This window comes from Ancylobacter polymorphus (genome assembly GCF_030813495.1).
Classification (GTDB): Bacteria; Pseudomonadota; Alphaproteobacteria; order Rhizobiales; family Xanthobacteraceae; genus Ancylobacter; species Ancylobacter polymorphus.
The window spans coordinates 75306-92201 of sequence record NZ_JAUSUI010000010.1 but is presented as its reverse complement, the minus strand read 5'-3'; the positions used below and the strand labels follow the sequence as shown (position 1 = coordinate 92201).

Annotated in this window: 22 protein-coding genes and 2 pseudogenes; 10 read left to right on the top strand and 14 right to left on the bottom strand. The window is 68.1% G+C overall.

Annotation, left to right across the window (positions count from 1 at the left end; genetic code table 11):
* The first annotated feature begins 197 nt into the window (after nt 1-197).
* From traC to J2S75_RS19815, 4 genes are all read left to right on the top strand, one after another.
* A complete protein-coding gene (gene traC / locus J2S75_RS19830) occupies nt 198-494 on the top strand; it encodes a conjugal transfer protein TraC (RefSeq protein ID WP_307022505.1) in 297 nt (98 codons plus the stop codon).
* Between the two features lie 4 nt (nt 495-498).
* A complete protein-coding gene (gene traD / locus J2S75_RS19825) occupies nt 499-711 on the top strand; it encodes a type IV conjugative transfer system coupling protein TraD (RefSeq protein ID WP_307022504.1) in 213 nt (70 codons plus the stop codon).
* Nucleotides 708-2627 (top strand): Ti-type conjugative transfer system protein TraG, encoded by a 1920-nt coding sequence (traG, locus tag J2S75_RS19820; RefSeq protein ID WP_307022502.1) that lies wholly within the window; start codon nt 708-710, stop codon nt 2625-2627. The genes traD and traG overlap by 4 nt, the downstream gene beginning before the upstream one ends.
* A gap of 73 nt (nt 2628-2700) precedes the next feature.
* Complete coding sequence (locus J2S75_RS19815; RefSeq protein WP_307022672.1) at nt 2701-3888, top strand: DUF1173 domain-containing protein; 1188 nt, start codon at nt 2701-2703, stop codon at nt 3886-3888.
* A gap of 107 nt (nt 3889-3995) precedes the next feature.
* On the opposite strand, the gene J2S75_RS19810 is transcribed toward J2S75_RS19815, so the two are convergent.
* Entirely contained in the window at nt 3996-4502 is a 507-nt protein-coding gene (locus J2S75_RS19810; protein WP_307022500.1) for a hypothetical protein, read from the bottom strand.
* A gap of 557 nt (nt 4503-5059) precedes the next feature.
* On the bottom strand, nt 5060-5470 hold the full coding sequence (locus J2S75_RS19805) for a hypothetical protein (RefSeq protein ID WP_307022498.1): 411 nt from the start codon (nt 5468-5470) through the stop codon (nt 5060-5062).
* A 253-nt stretch (nt 5471-5723) separates the two neighbouring features.
* On the opposite strand from J2S75_RS19805, the gene J2S75_RS19800 reads away from it, so the two are divergent.
* Nucleotides 5724-5972, top strand: a complete 249-nt coding sequence (locus tag J2S75_RS19800; protein ID WP_307022670.1) for a WGR domain-containing protein — start codon at nt 5724-5726, stop codon at nt 5970-5972.
* Between the two features lie 51 nt (nt 5973-6023).
* Here the strand turns inward: J2S75_RS19800 and J2S75_RS19795 are convergent, their stop codons facing one another.
* The 7 genes and pseudogenes from J2S75_RS19795 to J2S75_RS19765 all read right to left on the bottom strand — a co-directional run bounded on the left by J2S75_RS19795 (nt 6024) and on the right by J2S75_RS19765 (nt 9973).
* Nucleotides 6024-6215, bottom strand: coding sequence for a hypothetical protein (locus J2S75_RS19795; protein ID WP_307022496.1), 192 nt, complete (start codon nt 6213-6215; stop codon nt 6024-6026).
* Nucleotides 6216-6284: 69 nt separating this feature from the next.
* Entirely contained in the window at nt 6285-6599 is a 315-nt protein-coding gene (locus tag J2S75_RS19790; protein WP_203196896.1) for a DUF736 domain-containing protein, read from the bottom strand.
* A gap of 721 nt (nt 6600-7320) precedes the next feature.
* The gene (locus J2S75_RS19785) at nt 7321-7479 is read right to left on the bottom strand and encodes a hypothetical protein (RefSeq protein WP_307022494.1); all 159 of its coding nucleotides are present in this window, start codon (nt 7477-7479) and stop codon (nt 7321-7323) included.
* A gap of 266 nt (nt 7480-7745) precedes the next feature.
* Nucleotides 7746-8039 (bottom strand): type II toxin-antitoxin system RelE/ParE family toxin, encoded by a 294-nt coding sequence (locus J2S75_RS19780; RefSeq protein WP_307022492.1) that lies wholly within the window; start codon nt 8037-8039, stop codon nt 7746-7748.
* Nucleotides 8036-8341, bottom strand: coding sequence for a type II toxin-antitoxin system RelB/DinJ family antitoxin (locus J2S75_RS19775; RefSeq protein ID WP_307022668.1), 306 nt, complete (start codon nt 8339-8341; stop codon nt 8036-8038). Before J2S75_RS19775 ends, J2S75_RS19780 begins: the two co-directional genes overlap by 4 nt.
* Nucleotides 8342-8398: 57 nt before the next feature.
* Nucleotides 8399-9044 (bottom strand): annotated as a pseudogene (locus J2S75_RS19770) (hypothetical protein).
* The gene (locus J2S75_RS19765) at nt 9044-9973 is read right to left on the bottom strand and encodes an ArdC family protein (protein WP_307022491.1); all 930 of its coding nucleotides are present in this window, start codon (nt 9971-9973) and stop codon (nt 9044-9046) included. The pseudogene J2S75_RS19770 and the gene J2S75_RS19765 overlap by 1 nt, the downstream one beginning before the upstream one ends.
* Before the next feature lie 307 nt (nt 9974-10280).
* On the opposite strand from J2S75_RS19765, the gene J2S75_RS19760 reads away from it, so the two are divergent.
* On the top strand, nt 10281-10586 hold the full coding sequence (locus J2S75_RS19760) for a type II toxin-antitoxin system Phd/YefM family antitoxin (RefSeq protein WP_307022489.1): 306 nt from the start codon (nt 10281-10283) through the stop codon (nt 10584-10586).
* Nucleotides 10583-11056 carry a type II toxin-antitoxin system VapC family toxin gene (locus tag J2S75_RS19755; protein ID WP_307022487.1) on the top strand — a complete coding sequence of 158 codons (474 nt, stop codon included), beginning with the start codon at nt 10583-10585 and terminating at the stop codon, nt 11054-11056. Before J2S75_RS19760 ends, J2S75_RS19755 begins: the two co-directional genes overlap by 4 nt.
* 83 nt (nt 11057-11139) lie before the next feature.
* Here J2S75_RS19755 and J2S75_RS19750 read toward each other — a convergent pair whose 3' ends face one another.
* Nucleotides 11140-11727, bottom strand: coding sequence for a hypothetical protein (locus tag J2S75_RS19750; RefSeq protein WP_307022485.1), 588 nt, complete (start codon nt 11725-11727; stop codon nt 11140-11142).
* 913 nt (nt 11728-12640) lie between these two features.
* Complete coding sequence (locus tag J2S75_RS19745; RefSeq protein WP_307022483.1) at nt 12641-12853, bottom strand: hypothetical protein; 213 nt, start codon at nt 12851-12853, stop codon at nt 12641-12643.
* 139 nt (nt 12854-12992) lie between these two features.
* Here J2S75_RS19745 and J2S75_RS19740 point away from each other — a divergent pair, with 139 nt between their 5' ends.
* Nucleotides 12993-13271, top strand: a complete 279-nt coding sequence (locus J2S75_RS19740; RefSeq protein ID WP_307022481.1) for a hypothetical protein — start codon at nt 12993-12995, stop codon at nt 13269-13271.
* Here the strand turns inward: J2S75_RS19740 and J2S75_RS19735 are convergent.
* From J2S75_RS19735 to J2S75_RS19725, 3 genes and pseudogenes are all read right to left on the bottom strand, one after another.
* Nucleotides 13220-13408: pseudogene (locus J2S75_RS19735) on the bottom strand (DUF7007 domain-containing protein); the annotation flags it as partial. The gene J2S75_RS19740 and the pseudogene J2S75_RS19735 overlap by 52 nt on opposite strands.
* Before the next feature lie 66 nt (nt 13409-13474).
* Complete coding sequence (locus J2S75_RS19730; RefSeq protein WP_307022478.1) at nt 13475-13951, bottom strand: UCP036055 family protein; 477 nt, start codon at nt 13949-13951, stop codon at nt 13475-13477.
* Between the two features lie 88 nt (nt 13952-14039).
* Nucleotides 14040-15716, bottom strand: a complete 1677-nt coding sequence (locus J2S75_RS19725; protein WP_307022666.1) for a ParB/RepB/Spo0J family partition protein — start codon at nt 15714-15716, stop codon at nt 14040-14042.
* Between the two features lie 325 nt (nt 15717-16041).
* On the opposite strand from J2S75_RS19725, the gene J2S75_RS19720 reads away from it, so the two are divergent.
* Together J2S75_RS19720 and J2S75_RS19715 are read left to right on the top strand one after the other, a co-directional pair.
* Complete coding sequence (locus J2S75_RS19720; RefSeq protein WP_307022476.1) at nt 16042-16392, top strand: MbcA/ParS/Xre antitoxin family protein; 351 nt, start codon at nt 16042-16044, stop codon at nt 16390-16392.
* A gap of 6 nt (nt 16393-16398) precedes the next feature.
* Nucleotides 16399-16896, top strand: a complete 498-nt coding sequence (locus J2S75_RS19715; protein ID WP_307022474.1) for an RES family NAD+ phosphorylase — start codon at nt 16399-16401, stop codon at nt 16894-16896.

Below are 16896 nucleotides of genomic sequence, written 5' to 3'. Positions count from 1 at the left end.
CCCGCCAGGGCCGGCGCAGCACGTCGCGGCAGCGACGTATTACTGCGCCCTTGGATGCCGCTCCTTCGGAACGACCGGGATGATCTCAAGCGGCGTCGGCTTCGCCGACTAGCTTTTTTACTAGTCGCCGCTGGCGCTCATCCGGGGAAAGCTGGGCCTCGACCCAGCACAAACCGGGCAGTGGAAGGTCAACCGGAATGAAGAAGCCGTCGCGACAGATCAGGGAAGAAATCGCCAGGCTGCAGGACCAGTTGCGGCACGCCGAGACGCGCGAGGCCGAGCGCATCGGCCGGATCGCGCTGAAGGCGGGGCTCGGCGAAATCGACATCGAGGAGACGGCGCTGCTCGCGGCCTTCGAGGAGGCGGCGAAACGGTTTCGCGACGACAGCAGCGCATCGACCGGGAGAAAGGGCGGCGCTGGCCGGCAGCCAAATGGCGGGACGTCCACGACGCTCGCGGCTGACGCGCCTCCGGGCGGCGATCGCGAGGCTTGAGCGCATGCACCGGTCGAGCTCATCGGACGCCCGCAAGAAGGATACACGCGAGAAGATCGAGCTCGGCGGGCTGATCGTGAAGGCGGGGCTGCGCTACGAGAAGCGCGCACTGCTGCTCGGCTTGTTGATCGACGGGCATCGCCGCGCCAGCGAGGACGAAACCGAGCGAATGCGGCTGAGCGCCATCGGCGCGGAAGCCTTCGGGCGCGGATCATGACTAGGGTGCTTCTGGCCGGGCTGCAGGCGGCGATCGTGATCGCCGTGGCGATCGCGACCACCGGCGCCGAGCACTGGCTGGCGGGCTTCGGCAAGACCGAAGCCGCGCGCCTGATGCTCGGCCGCGCCGGGCTCGCGCTGCCCTATGCGCTGGCAAGCGCGGTCGGATTGATCCTGCTTTTCGCCGCGGCGGGCGCGATCGCGATCCGGGCGGTGGGGTGGGGCGTTGTGGCCGGCAGCGCCGTCGTCATCGGCATCGCCGTCATCCGCGAAGGCGCGCGTCTCGCCGCTCTGGCGGACCGCGTGCCAGCGGGGCAATCCGTGCTCGCCTATGCCGATCCGGGGACGGGGGTCGGCGCGGCGATCGCGCTCGTTTGCGGGATGTTCGCGCTGCGCGTCGCCATCAAGGGCAATGCCGCTTTCGCCGCGGCGTCTCCGCGCCGCATCAAGGGCCGGCGCGCTATCCATGGCGAGACCGACTGGATGCGGATGGAGACCGCCGGCAAGCTGTTCGGCGATGCCGGCGGCATCGTCATCGGCGAGCGCTACCGGGTCGATCTCGATTCCGTCGCCGGCGTCGCATTCCGCGCCGACAGCCGCGAAACCTGGGGCAGCGGTGGGCGCTCGCCGCTGCTCTGCTTCGACGGTTCGTTCGGCTCCTCACACGGCATCGTCTTCGCCGGCTCCGGCGGCTTCAAGACGACGTCGGTGACGATCCCCTCGGCGCTGAAATGGGGCGGCGGCCTCGTGGTGCTCGACCCCTCATCCGAGGTCGCGCCGATGGTGATCGGCCATCGGCGCAAGGCGGGGCGCAAGGTAGTGGTGCTCGACCCGGCCGATGCCGCCACCGGCTTCAACGCGCTCGACTGGATCGGGCGTTTCGGCGGAACGAAGGAAGAGGATATCGTCGCGGTCGCGACCTGGGTGATGACCGACACGGCGCGCCAGGCCTCGGCGCGCGACGACTTCTTTCGCGCCTCCGCGATGCAGCTTTTGACCGCGCTGATCGCGGATGTCTGCCTGTCGGGTCATACGGAAAAGAAGGACCAGACGCTCCGCCAGGTCCGCGCCAATCTCTCGGAGCCGGAGCCGAAGCTGCGCGAGCGCTTGACCAGGATCTACGAGCAGTCGGGATCGGACTTCGTGAAGGAGAATGTCGCGGTCTTCGTCAACATGACGCCGGAGACCTTTTCCGGCGTCTACGCCAATGCGGTGAAGGAGACGCATTGGCTGTCCTATCCGAACTACGCGGCCCTGATCTCCGGTCACAGCTTCACCACCGACGAGCTCGCCGACGGCGGGACCGACATCTTCATCGCGCTCGACCTGAAGGTGCTGGAGGCGCATCCGGGACTGGCCCGCGTCATCATCGGCGCGATGATGAATGCCATCTACAACCGCAATGGCGAGGTGAAAGATCGCACGCTGTTCCTGCTCGACGAGGTCGCGCGGCTCGGCTTCCTGCGAATCTTGGAGACCGCCCGCGACGCCGGCCGCAAATACGGCATCACCATGACCCTGCTCTTCCAGTCCATCGGGCAAATGCGCGAGGCCTATGGTGGCCGCGACGCCACCTCGAAATGGTTCGAGTCGGCGTCGTGGATCAGCTTTGCCGCGATCAACGATCCGGAGACCGCCGACTACATCTCGCGGCGCGGCGGCGACACCACGGTGGAGGTCGACCAGATCAGCCGCTCGTCGCAGATGTCGGGCGCGTCGCGGACGCGCTCGAAGCAGCTGGCGCGTCGTCCTTTGATCCTGCCGCACGAGGTACTGCGCATGCGCGCCGATGAGCAGATCGTCTTCACGGCGGGCAACCCGGCGCTGCGCTGCGGGCGCGCCATCTGGTTTCGCCGCGACGACATGAGGGCCTGTGTCGGCGATAACAGATTCCACCGGAAGGAAGCGGTGCGATGATCGGCGGCGATAGGGGAATTCCGCGGGCGGCAGGAGCGATCAGCTGATCGCAGGGAGAAGTGCTTTGAGACGGGTGCGCATCGGCGACATGGAGGTCGAGGACAGTGCCGGCAGCATCAGCGAGCGGCTGGCGGAGGCCTTTGCCCGCCGCGAGCATCCGCTGTGCCTGTGCCAGCCGGTCGGCGTTCCGATGTATGTGGCGCGCGCCGGCGGACGCCATGTGCTGAAGCGGATGCCGGGCAGCGGACCGCGGCACGGTCCCGATTGCGATTCCTATGAGCCGCCGCACGCGCTTTCCGGCCTCGGCGCCGTCCACGGCGAGGCGATCGTCGAGAATGCCGAGGACGGCGTCACCCTGCTCAAGCTCGATTTCAGCCTGTCGAAGCAGGCCGGTCGGATGGCGCCGGCGGCGCGCGAGGCAAGCGATGCCGGCGCGGTGAAGACGGACGGTTCGCTTCTCTCGCTGCGCGCGCTGCTGCATTACCTGTGGGAGCAGGCGGAGTTCAATCGCTGGCGACCGGCCATGACCGGCCGACGCAACTGGGCGGTGTTGCGCAAGTTCCTGCTCGAGGCGGCCGAGGGCAAGACCGCGAAAGGCAAGGCGCTCGCGGACGTCCTGTTCATCCCCGAGATGTTTGATGCCGAGCGTGACGCCGCGATCTCGCAGCGGCGCGAGACATTCCTCAGCCGCGCGATGAAGGCGGAAGGCAAGCGCCGGTCGCTCGCCGTGCTGATCGGCGAGGTCAAGGAGGTCGCGCCGGCGCGCTTCGGCCACCGCGTCGTGATCAAGCACCTCCCGCGCTTTCCCTTCATGCTGAACGAGGACGCGCATCGGCGGATGAACGCGGTGTTCGCCCCCGAGCTTGCGCTCTGGAACGCGACCGCGGAGTCGCATCTGATCGCAATCGCCACCTTCGGCATCGATGCCGCCGGCATCGCCTCGATCGAGTCGATCGCGCTGATGGTCGCGACGGACCGCTGGCTGCCGTTCGAGAATCGCTACGAGGGGGCGCTGATCAACGCGCTGGCGAAGCGCGGCGCCAGCTTCGTGAAAAGCCTGCGCTACAACATGCCGGCAGCGCAGCCTATGGCCTGCGTTGTTCTGCGACAGGACGGTGCAGCACCGCTCGGTATGTACGTCGTGCCCGACGGCGCCGAGGGTGACTATCGGGAAAAGCTGGACGAGCTGATCGCCGAGAGCGGCATCGCTGCCTGGACCTGGAATATCGGCGACGGCGCCATGCCGGAGCTTCCGGGATGACGGGATCATTCGCGGCTTACAGGCGAGCGCGGGACGCTTGCTCCGGCGCTCCATGCCCTCGGCCGAGGCGAGGGCGAGATGCGGCCAAGCCGCCTCTCCTCTGCCGCTCAGCAGCCGCTCGGCACTGCCTCGATGGAACCGTAGACGATGCGGTGGGCGTGGAAGCTTACGCCGGTCTCGCAAGTGATCTGGTCGATGATCTGGCGCAGGCCGCAGAGGCTCTGGTCGCTCACCTCGCGCAGCGACGGGCCGCTTTCGGCGAGCGCGTACCAGCGCTTCGTGCGGGGATCGAAGATCTCCTGCGTTGCGAGGTCGGTGTCGAGATGATCGAGAAGCGGCTGCGCTTGCCCGATCCAGCGGTGTTCGAACTCCGCCTCGATCCAATAGAGGTCTTCGGCGGCCTGCTCGGCCCGCGCCGGATCGCCGCCGTCCTGCAGGCAGCGCTTCGCTTCGATCGCGCGCGTCATCAGTTCGATCAGCTCGCCGAGCTTGGCGACAAGCCGGTCGTGAGCGCAACGCGCGAGATCGTTGTCGCAGCCAACGCGATTGATCCGGGCGATGAGCCTGAAGCCGTTGAAGCGCGTGAACAGCGAGAGGTAGTCGATGTCGGACATGGGGTGTCTCCTTTCGTTCTGACGAAAGGCGGCCGCACCGTAGGCGCGAGGAGTCAGGGATCGCGAAGCGACCGCCTGCGGCGGCGAGCGGGGGAGCCGATTTTGCGGCGGCGCCTCCCGGGCGACGGCGGAAAATTGGGGGAACCGCGATGTCCTTGACGCCGGAGCGGCGGGTGTATGATGGGACGTCAGAGAGAGGAGAGCCACGGTGCCGCCCAGGCGCCGTGTCCGCACCCGCCGACCAGCCGGAAGGGTGCGCGAGGGTCGCCCTCGCGACAGGGCGCCCGGTCGATCCGGGCGGCCTCGTCCCGCTAGATGGATCGTCACCCGCATGGGCGGAGACCGCGCCGCGGGCTCCGGGAGCGCCGCCCAGCGGCGCGAGTAGAGCCAGTCCGCTGCAGGCGGCTCGCCCAAAGCCCGCGTCGGGTGCGAGATCATGCCGAGACGTGGAAGTTCTGCACCTGACCACCCAGACCGAGCCTGGACGACATCCCGACCCTACGCCGATGGCCGAACGTCGACGCGAAGCAAGACATGGGGATTTTTGGCGGAAGGGGTTATCGCGGTGACGCTTCGGGGAAGTTTGCGCGCAGGTACTCGCTAGCCGCTTCCGGCGTCGGGAACTCGGCCAGTCGCTCCGGTTCCTCGTCTGGCCGCTGTGCCGCGCGCATCACGACGACCCGGCCATCGTCGAACGAAAGCACTGGGCGCTCACGGAACCTCAGCCATTCGGCCTGCTTCGCTTCGGCCAATGCGCAGGTAGCATCATAATCGTCCGCGATGCCGAGACGGGTCGAGCGGTCCCAAGCCCCACCATTCAGACACCGGACTTCAATGCGGCCGTCCGACGCCGTTATGGCGTAGGGATGATCCCACCATTCGTCGAGCTGGGCCTTGCTTCGTGCGTCGTTCGCGGTCGAGTCGAACGCTTTTGGCAGTTTCGGATCCAGTGGAATCTGGTTCGGCATGGCTACCTCCGATCAGGCCGAAAATGCCCGAGAGCGATCCAAATTGGGAGAGGAAAAATTCTGCCCAGAGACATGATTTATGCCCCGTCATCGTCGATCGGCGAGCGCATGGTCGCCGAAGGGGCTTGTCCGGCGCTGGGACGGCGGCCGGCGTAGCTGGTGCGACTGAGGCATCAGCTCAATGAATCGGTCGAGCCGGACCGATTCGAAATACGCGTTGGACGCCGCCTGCGGCGGCGGCGAGACTCACGGCATGATCCAAAAGGGCTGCCGACCCGTCCATCTTCGCCGCATCGACCCGACGCAGAACATGCGGCGCTTCTACGCGCTGGCGATCCAGCCGACCCTGTTCGGCGGCGCCTCGGTCGTCCGCAACTGGGGCCGGATCGGGTCGAATGGCCAGGCTTTGATGCAGACCTTCGACCGGGCCGACGACGCCGACGATGCGCTGAGCCGCCTCGAACGCAGCAAGCGGCGGCGGGGTTATCGCGACGCGGATTGAACCGGCTCCATAAGAATGGCCGGCACGCGGAGCCCTGCCGGCCAGGAGGCGTTACATGGTCTCGTCGATGACACCGGCCGCCTTCAGCCGAGCGTCCAGGTGGTCGATGATCTCATAGTCGTCCGACATCCAGTCGAAATCGCCGTTGCGCACTTGCTCGAGCGTGGCCCAGGTGCCGTCGGGCCAGAGCACGATGTCGTCGGGGTGCGGCTGTTGGCGCTGTGATGAGTGGGATTGCGTCATCGGGGTCTCCTCGCGCGCCGGAGAAGGACGAAGGCCCCGCTTCGCGGCGGAGCCCTCGCGTCGCTGCGATCAATCCCGTCGCGGCCGGGACCAGATCAGCTGCAGGCCTTCCTCGCCGTCGACCTCGACCAAGGTGGCGTAGAGGGGCTCGCGGAAGGACGGATCGTCGAGCTTGACCGAGAGGTAGTCGCGGCCGGTTTCCTCGGCGGTCCGCTGCCAGGCTGCGCCGAGCTCGACATTGTCGGCGTCGAAGATGCGGAACTGGGGGCCCCGGTCCGAGGGGTTCGGGATGCGGACGATGCGGGTCCGGGCCTTGAGGCCGAGGGTGCGGATGTTGCCGGTGAAGCCGTTGCCATTGGAGGTGAAGGTGCCGATGTTGGCCATTGTCTCATTCCCTTGGTTCCGGGCCGCGCCCATCGCGACCCGATGGCGGTCGTGAGGCCGGAGGCGATCGACCCGCACCCGCCGGGGTCCCCGTTGCGCTTGCGCAATGGGGTGGTTCTTCGGGCCGGAACGCAGTGGAGGGCGGCCGGCGCTGGCTTTTTTGATTCGCGATGCAAAGCCGGCCGGGGTCCCCTTCGGGGTGGCCGGCGGCGGAAAAAAGCCGGCGCCGGCCGTTGCGGGGACAAGATCGAGGGCGCGCAGCGCCTGTCCTTCGGCCAGACCTGCCACATCGGGTTCGCCATGGGGGAGGCCGTCGCAACACCGGGGGAATGCGACATGCGCGAAGATCGCCAGGCTCCCGACGGCACAATGGCACGCGCTAACCGCTCGCTCCGCCCAGATCGCGGATCCGCAGCCCTCACGCACGCCTGCGGCCGGCCCAGCGCCCTATCCCGTCGCCAACAATGACGAGCGCGGTCCCCCGGCCGGCAGCGGAGCAGCTCAGGGTGGCGCGACGCCCCCCCGCTCAAGCTCTACCATCGGGGCCTGCAACCGACGGCCTGCCGTGGTCGGAAGATGCCGAGACCGCCCAGCCTGGTCCTTCCGCTGGCGGACTGCGGCGACGAGAATGCCCGCCAGCAAGGCGGGCCTGCACCCCGGAGAAGCATCGACGAACGGAAGACGCGGGACCGGGAGCGCCGGCGCCGACAAAAAAGGGGGCTCACGCCCCCTCCGCCTCGCGGCTGCGGCGCTCGGCCTCAGCGAGCAGCTCTTCGAGGCACTGCAGCGAGTCCCTGCGCTCCTTGCGGGTGAGGATGCAGTGCGCGAGCTCGGCGCGCAGCTCGGCGATTTCGGCGTAGATGTCGAGAACCTTCGTCATGTGAACCTCCTTCGTCTCGATGACGGGAGGCGGCGCACCGGGCGTTGGAGGGACGGGTCAAGGATCGCGCAGCGACCGGCAGCGCCGGCGCGTGGGGGTGCCGATTTGTCGTCGCGCAGCGGCGGCAAAATTGGGGGCACCGCGCGTCCTTGACGCGGCCCGACTGCCGGTATGATGGGTCGTCATTGAGAGGAAGACGGCCTGGCACAACGCTGCGGCCGGGCTCCCTTGCACCGCTGCCGCCCCTCGCTGGATCCAACTCGGTCTCAGCCCTCCGGCAGCTCGTCCGGCCACCTTTGAGCTCCGTGCAGGACACGGAGGATCCGGACCGTCTGCGCCGTCACTGCGTATGCGGCGATGTAGGGTGTGCCCGTGATGACGAGCTCGCGCGTACCGGCGACGCGGCCCGGACGGCCGCTGTCGGGAAAGTCGGTCAACCGGCGCGCAGCGCCCGCGATCCGCTCATCCACGGTGATCGCCGCACGCGGATTGTCCGCTTCGATATGGCTGAAGATGTCGTCGCGATCAGCAAGCGCGAAGGCGGACCAGACGAGGTTCACGATCCGGGGGTGGCCTTGCGCCGGGCCGCAGCGCGGCGCTCGGCGAAATGCGCCTCGGCCTGCTCATCGGGAATGTCGGACCGGGTGTCCTGCAGTGCCTCCTGCACCTTTGCCCGGAACCAGGCGTCATGCGCCTCGCTGTTGGTGACGAGCTCGAGCGGCAGAGCGCCCTCGTTGGCGGTGCGGGTGAGCAGGATGCGCACGGCATCCGACACCGTGAGGCCCATGCCTTCGAGCACGGCCGCTGCGCGATCGCGCACATCGGCGTCGATGCGGGTCTGTACAAGTGCGTTGGCGGCCATCATCGTCTCCTCTTCTCTGCAATGTAATGCAATTGAATGACGGATGCCATCCCCGGCCTACAGGCCGCACATCCCTTCGCATTCGTTGGGCCAGAGATCGAGCTGGCCATAATCGTTTGCCGTGGTGAGGTCGGCGTGCTCCAGCGGGGTCGCGGAGCGATGGAGATAGACCTGACCACGGATTCCGCGTGGGCTTCATGCGGATGATCTCGTCGGTCGAGATGCCGATCCATTGCTCGACGACCGGCACGGCCGGCGACCGCCGGCGCGTCAGACCGGCGAGCGCGCGCACCTTCCGGCGGATCGGAGCGATCTTGTAGTCGCCGGTGCATTGGCGCCGGATCATACCGATCGAGACGCGCCCCTGCCGGTCCACACGGCGCGTGAACGCGGGGATCGATGCCCAGCGGCGGCCTTCCGCCGCCGCCATGAGATTCGCCCGGATATCGCCGGCACACACGATATGGACCGGGAATGGCAGGACGTTGGGCGACATCAGCCAGGCCAGGTGCTCGTAGACCGGCCTGGGTTCCCAGCGCGTATCCGCGAAGATCGCGCAGTCGGGCATGGGGCCGATCTCGCCATGGGCGGCGAGCAGCGCAAGGGTAGTGGACTGCATGCCGGCGCCGAGGCTGAGCACGCGCAGGCGGATCGCCGGGGAGGGCTCGGCGCCCTCCCCGTTCGAAGGCGGAGCGTGAAGCATCAGGCCGCCTCCCGCTCGCTCTCGACCGGAGGCTGAAGGTCGTGCAGATAGGCGACCGCCCGCTGCGCATGGGCGGCCGCGGCGAAGATCGCCCGACGGTCGTCCTGCAGCACCTTGAGCCAGGAGGCGACGTAGCTCGCGTGATCCGCGCGCGGCTCGAGCTCCGGCACCAGGCCGAGATCGGCGCAGAGGAAGCTCGCACCGATGTCGGCGATGAGCTCTTCGCGCGCCCGCTCGCTGCGATCCTGGTGGTAGCGGCTGAGGTCCCGGTTGAGCCGATGTGCCGCGCCGGCCCAGTGGACACATTCATGTCCGAGAACGGCGTAGTAGCTCGCCGCGTCGCGGAAGCTCTCGAACAACGGCATCTGCACATGGTCGCTGGAGGGCGCGAAGAAGGCCTTCGTCCCGCCATGGCGGATCACGGCGCCGGTATTGCCGTAGAAGCGGTCGGCATGCGCGACCCGCTCGATCGGATTGGCGATCGGTTCGACGGGCCGGGCATAGTAGTGTTCCGGCAGGCCCTCGATCTGGTCGCAATTGAACACGCTGTACGCTTTGAGGAACGGAATCTCCCGTTCGACCTCGTCGCCGCGCGCGTCGGTCTCCGTGCGCTTGAAACGGCTGGCATAGACGACGGTCGCGCCACTTTCGCCCTTGCGGACATGGCCGCCGAGCTCGGATGCCTGCCTGAAGGTCATCCACATCGGCGAGGCGAAGCCGCGCGCCATGCTCTCCGACCAGAGCAGCAGCACGTTCATGCCGGTATAGGGTTCGCCATTGTGGCGCAGCGGCCGCGTGACGCGGCCCTTCACATGGCCTGCGCTCCAGGGCTGCACCCAGGGACGCACCCCGTTCTCCAGCGCGGCGACGAGCTTTTCCGTGATCCGCGCATAGATGTCGGTGCGCGGCCCGCTTTCCTTCCTTTTCATCGTCCTGAACCTCCTTCATGGAGGCCGCGCCGATCGCGGCCCCGTCACGGAGGTCCGCCAGCCGGGGACGGTCATGAGGTCCGCGCACCCGACCGGGGTCCCCGGCGCGCCTGCGCGACGGGTGGTCAGGGCCGGAACGGCAGTGGAGGACGGCGCAGCCGTTGCGCGGACCGCCGGACCCGGCAGGACCGCCGTCCGGGACGGGCCGCGCCAGCGCTCCATTCCCCGTCCGCTCTCCCACCACCGCGGTCTGGAAATTCGCGGAGGCGCGTGCTATTTATCTGACTAGCTGACTAGGTACGGATCGATGGCCAAACAAACAGAGCGCGCCCGGACAGGCCGAGCATCCGGCAGCCGAACGCTGCCTGGACGCTGGAAGCTCGAGGATGCGAAAGCGCGCTTCAGCGAGGTGGTGCGGCATGCCCGAGAGGACGGCCCGCAGCGGGTGACGGTGCGGGGCCAGGACGCGGTCGTGGTCATGAGCGTCGAGGAATTCGAGCGTCTCGCGCCGGCGAAACCTCGGCCGCCCTTCGTCGCGTTCATGGAGAGCCTGCATCTCGGCGGCCTCGACCTGGAACGCGAGGCGGATCGCGGCCGGGATGTCGAGCTTTGAAGGGTTGGCTGCTCGATACCAATGTCGTCGCTGCGCTGATCAATCCGAGAGGCGCGCCATCGGTGAAATCCTGGGCGGCGCGGCAGGACGAGGACACTTTCCACATCAGCGTGCTGACTCTCGCCGAGTACGATAAGGGCATCCACAACCTTCCCGCTGACCACGCCGAGCGGCCGCGTTACATCGTGGCGCGCGATGGGCTCGCCGACAGGTTCGGCCCGCGCGTGCTTTCCGTCAGTGACGTCGTCGTGCGACGGTGGGGACGAATCTCCGGCGAGGTGAAACGGGCCAGAGGACATGCGCCGCCGGTGATCGACACGCTGCTCGCCGCATGCGCGATCGAGCATGATCTGTATCTCGTTACGCGCAATGTGAGGGATACGAAGCCTTCCGGCGCAAGCGTGTTCGACCCGTGGAATGACGATGAGGCGGACTTCCCGCTGAGTCCGCGCACCGGCAGAGCCAGGTAGCGACAACAGAAAGGGCCGGCCCTGTCGGGCCAGCCCTTTGCTCGAAGATGAGGGGCGAGGCCGAAGCCTCGCCCGGAGGCGGCTCAGCCGAAGGCCGACATCTGCAGTTCGGCCGCCTTGCGGTCGACGCTGTGGCCCAGGTTCTCGACCGGGCGCTCGAAGGGCTTCCAGCGCTCGCCGACGACGTGCTCGTAGGCAGCGACGGCGCCCTCGGCTGCCATGCGCAGTGCGTAGGACTGCAAGGCCATGTCAGCGGCGAACTCGCGCTTGCGCTGCGCGGCGCTATCGAAGCCGACAGGGCCGTCGAGGTCCTCGTCGCGCATATCGTTCGCGGCCTTGGCCGTCGCGTCCCGAGCTTCCGTCACCGCACGGCTGTAGAACTGCCCGGCCCCATGGGCGGAGCCGACGTAGGCGCCGACGATGCGCTGGAGATGGATCTGCATCGCACGCTCGCCGAGGCCCTCGTCGAGGCCCGCAGCGGTCTCGACGATCAGGCGGTGATGGAGTTCACGGATGCCGTCGCCGTCGACGACGGCGAGGCCGAAGCGCTCGGAGATGAGCGTGGCCGTGGCGGCGTCGGCGCAGCACAGCTTGACCATTTCGAGGGTGGTGCCCTTGCGGAGCTGGACGACCTTGGCGGCCTGGCGCGGAGCGGCAGCGGACTTGGTCATGGCGGTTTCCTTTCGTTCGGTTTCTCCCGAGGCCCGGACCGGCTCCAGCCGGTCCTCCCTGCGGGTGCGGTCGGAAGAAGCCGGCGGAAAGACGGGCGCTTCAGGGTCCGGGGACGCCGGATCGAGCGGGGCGGGCTTGCGGCCAAGCAGGGCCTTCAGGCCCTCGCGCGGGACGCGGGCACGCCCTGCGAGAGTGGCGGCTCCGGCCGCAACGCGGCGCGAAGCGGCCTTGAGGCGCCCGGCCGCCGGCTTAAGACCGCGACAAACCCGCGGCGAGGTCCGGCGGACCGGACTCTCGACATGGGAAGCCGACCGGCGACTCCCATGACAGGCCGTGCGCCGTGCAGGAGCCCTCGTCGGTGACGAAAGGGAGCTCACGAAGCGTCGCGCGCGCGATCGGACGCGCCCGGTCTTCGCTCGGCAGAGCCGGACGAGCCCTCGACCTCGGCGTGTCAGGCTTCCCGGGCAAGTCACGCCGGCAGAGAGTGCGCCGCCGAAGACGACGATCGCGCGATCGGGCGGAGACAGGCGATCCTGCGCACGATGTGGATCATCGTCGCCGCCAGGGGCGTAAGGGGCGCATCCGGGCGGGGAGGCTGCCCACGACGGCCCAGGGCTCATGCGCCCCGCGGCGTCGAACGGCCGGCAGACGAATACACGCTCGGCAGCATCTTCAGCGCGCGAGGCGACGGCTGCAGGTTGAAGCTCAGCTGCGCGTCGCCGCCTGGGCCTGGGCACCGCTTGAGGCATCCCATGGCGAGCGCATTGTGCTCGCGGTCGACGTGGAGCTCCATGGCGCGGTGCCCCGACGGCCGGCGGCACCACGTCCCTGCCGCGGCACGACATGTCGGGCAAGGAACCCGGGTAACGGGATGGTCCGGCCATGTCTGGCCGCAGCGATGGCAGCGGAACCTCATGAGCGCTGCGCCTGCCGTTTCGACCTGGCGGCGATGCTCCGAAGGGCTTCACGCGCGGCGCGCACCGTGTCGAAGCCCATCACGCCGCAATCGTCGTAGAAGAATTGGCCGGGGCTCAGCGTGACGATGATGCCGTTTCCGATGTCGCGCTCATCGTCCCAATGAGCGACGAAAGGATGGTTGGGGGGTCGCGACGCCTTGCGCTTCATGGCGTTTGGCCCTTCGCCCGGCTTTGGGAATCGCGGCGCGCCTCTGTCGGTTCGTGCTCCGCGCATCCGAGGCGGTCGCGCAGCGCGGCGATCGCCTCGTCCTGCCGGGCGAGTTTCGCGACAAGGCATCGATCTCGGGTTGCCGCTCGGCTGTAAGCGCCGCAAGCTGCGCACGATAGCGCTCAAGGAAAGCGCTCGGCTCGGGGGCCTTGCCGCGACGGAAGAAGCTGTGGCGCGGCTTCAGCTGCGGGATGAAGGTCGTCATCCGCCGCGTGATCTGACGATTGATCCCGTCGAGCTGACGCTGGATCTGACGGCGCGCCTCCTGCATGCGGGAGAGTTCAGCGAAGCGATCGGCCCGCGCGGTCATGTGACCACCCTCCCGCTCCAGCCGATGAAGCTCGACGGACCGCCATAGACACGATGCCGCGCCGGATCGACGACGAAGCCGAAGCGCCCGACGCGGTATTCGCCCGACGGTACAAGGAAGCGCCGTTCCTCGCTCCCCGGCCCGCGCTTGCCGCCGAGCGTCGCGACGACCTCGACGAAGCCGGGCTCGGCCGAAGGAAGCCCCCGGAGTTCCGGGGGCCTCTTCGATGTCGTTGGCGGGAGCTGTCGCGTTCATGCCGCGGCCCTCCCCCCGTCGGCGCCGATAGCGGCCTCGTCGGCCGAAACCTCGCGCAGCACGGCGTGCGGGTAGCCATGGGTCTTCAGCCAGGCTTCCGCCGCCTCGCGGCTTTCCGTGAGGTGGACGAGCTCGGCGTCCTCGCCGGCACGGTCGAGGACCAGGACCGAGCCGATGGCGGGCCGCTCGACGATAGTGAAGCTGAGGTCGCTGTTCACCGAAAAGGTCTGGTGAACGCGCAGCACGATGACGCCGCCGCTGCCGAAGTCACCCTTGTGCAGGGTGATTGTGGCCGGCAGCGTCGTGCTGCCGACGACGGCCTGCGTGCGCTTGGCGATGAGCCGGCCGCTACTGTTGCGGTTCTCCCACGCGGCGAGCTTCTTGCGATGACGCTCGGGCGGACGCGGCGAACCGTCGGCGTAGCGGATGAGCGCGCCGAGCGGCGCGCGGTCGAAGATCAGTTGTGCGGACATGAACAGTCTCCCTCTGCGGGGTGTTGGAAACAGAGCCGCCGCCGGCGATGCCGGCGGCGGGGTTCAGTCGGAGGGGAAGAGGAAGAGGCTATTCGGCGGCGTCCCTGAAGGCCTCGCCGTCCGTGTCGGACGGCTCGGCGGTCGCGTCGTCGGCAGCTTCATCGGCTTCGTCGCCATCCTCGGCCGACGCGCTGGACGTCAGCCACGCGCTGAGCGCCGTCGCATCCGGAGCGAAAAGCGCGGAGGGGTGGACGAAGCGAGCTTCCTTGAAGTGGTCGACGAGCGCGGCGCGCGTATCCTTCACCCGCTGACGCGGCAGGACCGGCGTGTCCTTGCACGATGCCTCCAGTGCCGGACGCGCCAGGCAGGAGAGGAAGTCGTCGGTCCCCATATTGGGGAGGAAACCGTCCGCTCCGACGGTGGCGCCAGCGATACGGGCGACGATGCCGCTGTTGGTGGCGTTCTCCCGACACGAGAACACGTCGACGAGCATCGAACGGGCCGCAACGCGCAGCGTGTCCATGTCGAAGGCGAGCTTGCCCTCGCCGTCGAACAGGATGGCGGCATGCTTCGCCAGCCGGCTGTGGCCATAATAGACGCCGCCGCTGCCGGTGGTGACGGACACGTTCTGGCCGGCGAAGGCGAGGATGAGCAGGGCCATCAGCGTGTCGTCCTCGATCGGCGCGCGGCCGAGCGCCTCGCGCAGCGCGTCGGTACGGAAGTCGCCGATCATCTCGACGCCCTTGCGCGTCACGTCAGGACGGGTCTTCGCCACGACGCCGACGTCGTCGACTGTGCTGTCGGAACCGCTGCCGGCTTTGCCCTTGGGCTTCTTCGCCTCCGGCATCCGGTAATGCACGCTCTGCACGCGGCCGTCGCGATCGAGATACATGGCGGTGCAATCCGACTTCGTCGCCTTGCCGTGGACACGCTCCGCCTTCGGCGGCAGCTTCACCTCGCCCCAGTTGGTGGACTCGGCGATGATGCCCTTCTTCGGCAGGTTGTTCGCCATCCACTCCTGCTGCGCGCCGAGGAAGGCCTCGACGTTGGTAGTGTAGCGGCTGTCTTCGTCGGCCGGAGCGAACAGGTCCTCGACCCATTCGATTCCGTAAGCCTGGGCGAGGTCGTCGCCGAAGCTCGCGTGCCGGGCAAACATGCGCTTCTTCTGCAGGCCCTGCGCGACGCTCCACCACGAGACCTGCGGATCGCCCTTCGACGGCTTGTGCTTCTTCCAGACCTCCTTCTGCTCGTCGAGCGAGGCCGCGGCGATGGTGCGCAGCTGGCGCTCGTCGGGCATGTCGCCCTTGGCCATATGATCGAGCATGGCCGGGAGCACGTTGGCGAGCAGCCGCAGCTGCTTGATGCGACGGACGTTCAGCGCCAGCGCGATGGCGATGGCTTCCTCCGTCCAGTCGAGGGCCACCAGGCGCTCGATCGCACGCCACTGATCGACCGGGTTCAGCGGCTCGCGGGCGATGTTCTCGATCATCGAGCGCATGGCGCCGTTGTCGTTCGACGCGTCGGCGACGAGGACGTCGATCTCCTCTAGGCCGGCGGCGATCGCCTGCTTCACGCGGCGGTGTCCGGCATTGATGATGTAGCCGTTGCCGCCGCCGGATTCCGGCGTGATGACGGGCGGCTGCACGATGCCGACGGCCTTGATGGTGGCGAGCAGCAAGGCGTCGGCCTGCGGCGTGGCCTTGGTCAGGCGCGCGCGATCGGAGTTTTCCTTCAGCGCACGCGGATCGACTTTCATGAGGTGCATGAGTGTGCTCCTTCCAGGGGGTTGCGGACCAACCCGTCCGGGCGGCCCTCTCTCGTCTTCTTCCCGAAGACCCCCTCCGACCCGCGGAGCGGACGGGCCGGTGCAACTGCGGCGGAGCATCCCTGCCCGGCCGGACCAGCAGGGCTTCCAGCCCTGCGCAGGACGACGGGCCGGGATCGCGAACGGCGCGGTTGAGCGCCAGCGTCAGCGGTCCGCCCGATCTGCGAGCGGGCATTCCTCCTCTCTTTCCTCCTCTTGAATTCCGCTATTTCTGACGCTATATTGCGTCAAGATTACCGGCCTAGAAGACATGGAGGTCTCAGCCATGGGCCTCGCCCAATACGCAGATGACGGCATTTTCGCACCGCGGCGCATTGCCGAGGCCTTCCGGACCACGAGCGAGGAGATCGCCCGCACAGCCGGTCTCGGCAAGGACGCGATCCAGCGCAGGGAGCGGATCCGCTCGGACAAGACGCAGCGGCGCCTGCGCGAGATGATCGAGGTCATCAACAAGGTCGAGCCGCGCTTCGGTTCGGCGCTGATGGCCTACGCCTGGTATCGGTCGGAGCCGCTGCCGGGATTTTCCGGGCAGTCAGCGATGCAGCTCGTGCGCAGCGGCCGCGCCGACGACGTGCTCGACTATATCGACGCGGTCGACGCCGGCGTTCACACCTGATCGCGCATGCGGCATGACGGCAAGCTCTACCGGGCACTGAATCCGATCTATGCCCGCGAGCCGCTGTCGGGCCGCGGCGCCGAACTCTATGGCGGACGATTCAATCCCAAAGGCGTGCCGGCCCTCTACACCTCGCTATCGGTCATGACGGCGCTGCGCGAAGCCAATCAGGTCGGCAATCTTCAGCCGACGACGCTCGTCGCCTATGAGGCGGAGATCGACGGCATCTTCGATTGCCGCGATGATGCCGCGCTGGCAGCAGAGGGAATGAATGCGGCGGCGATCGCCGACACGACCTGGCGGGATCAGATGAGGACCAACGGCGAGGCGAAGACCCAGGCTCTCGCCCGGCGCCTGATCGGCGCCGGCTATAACGGCCTGCTGGTCCGCAGCTTCGCCGCCGGCTCGACGGCGGAGGATTTGAACATCGTCCTGTGGCGATGGTCCAACGCGCCGCCGGCCCGGCTCGTGCTGATCGACGACCAGAACCGCCTGTCGCGCTGA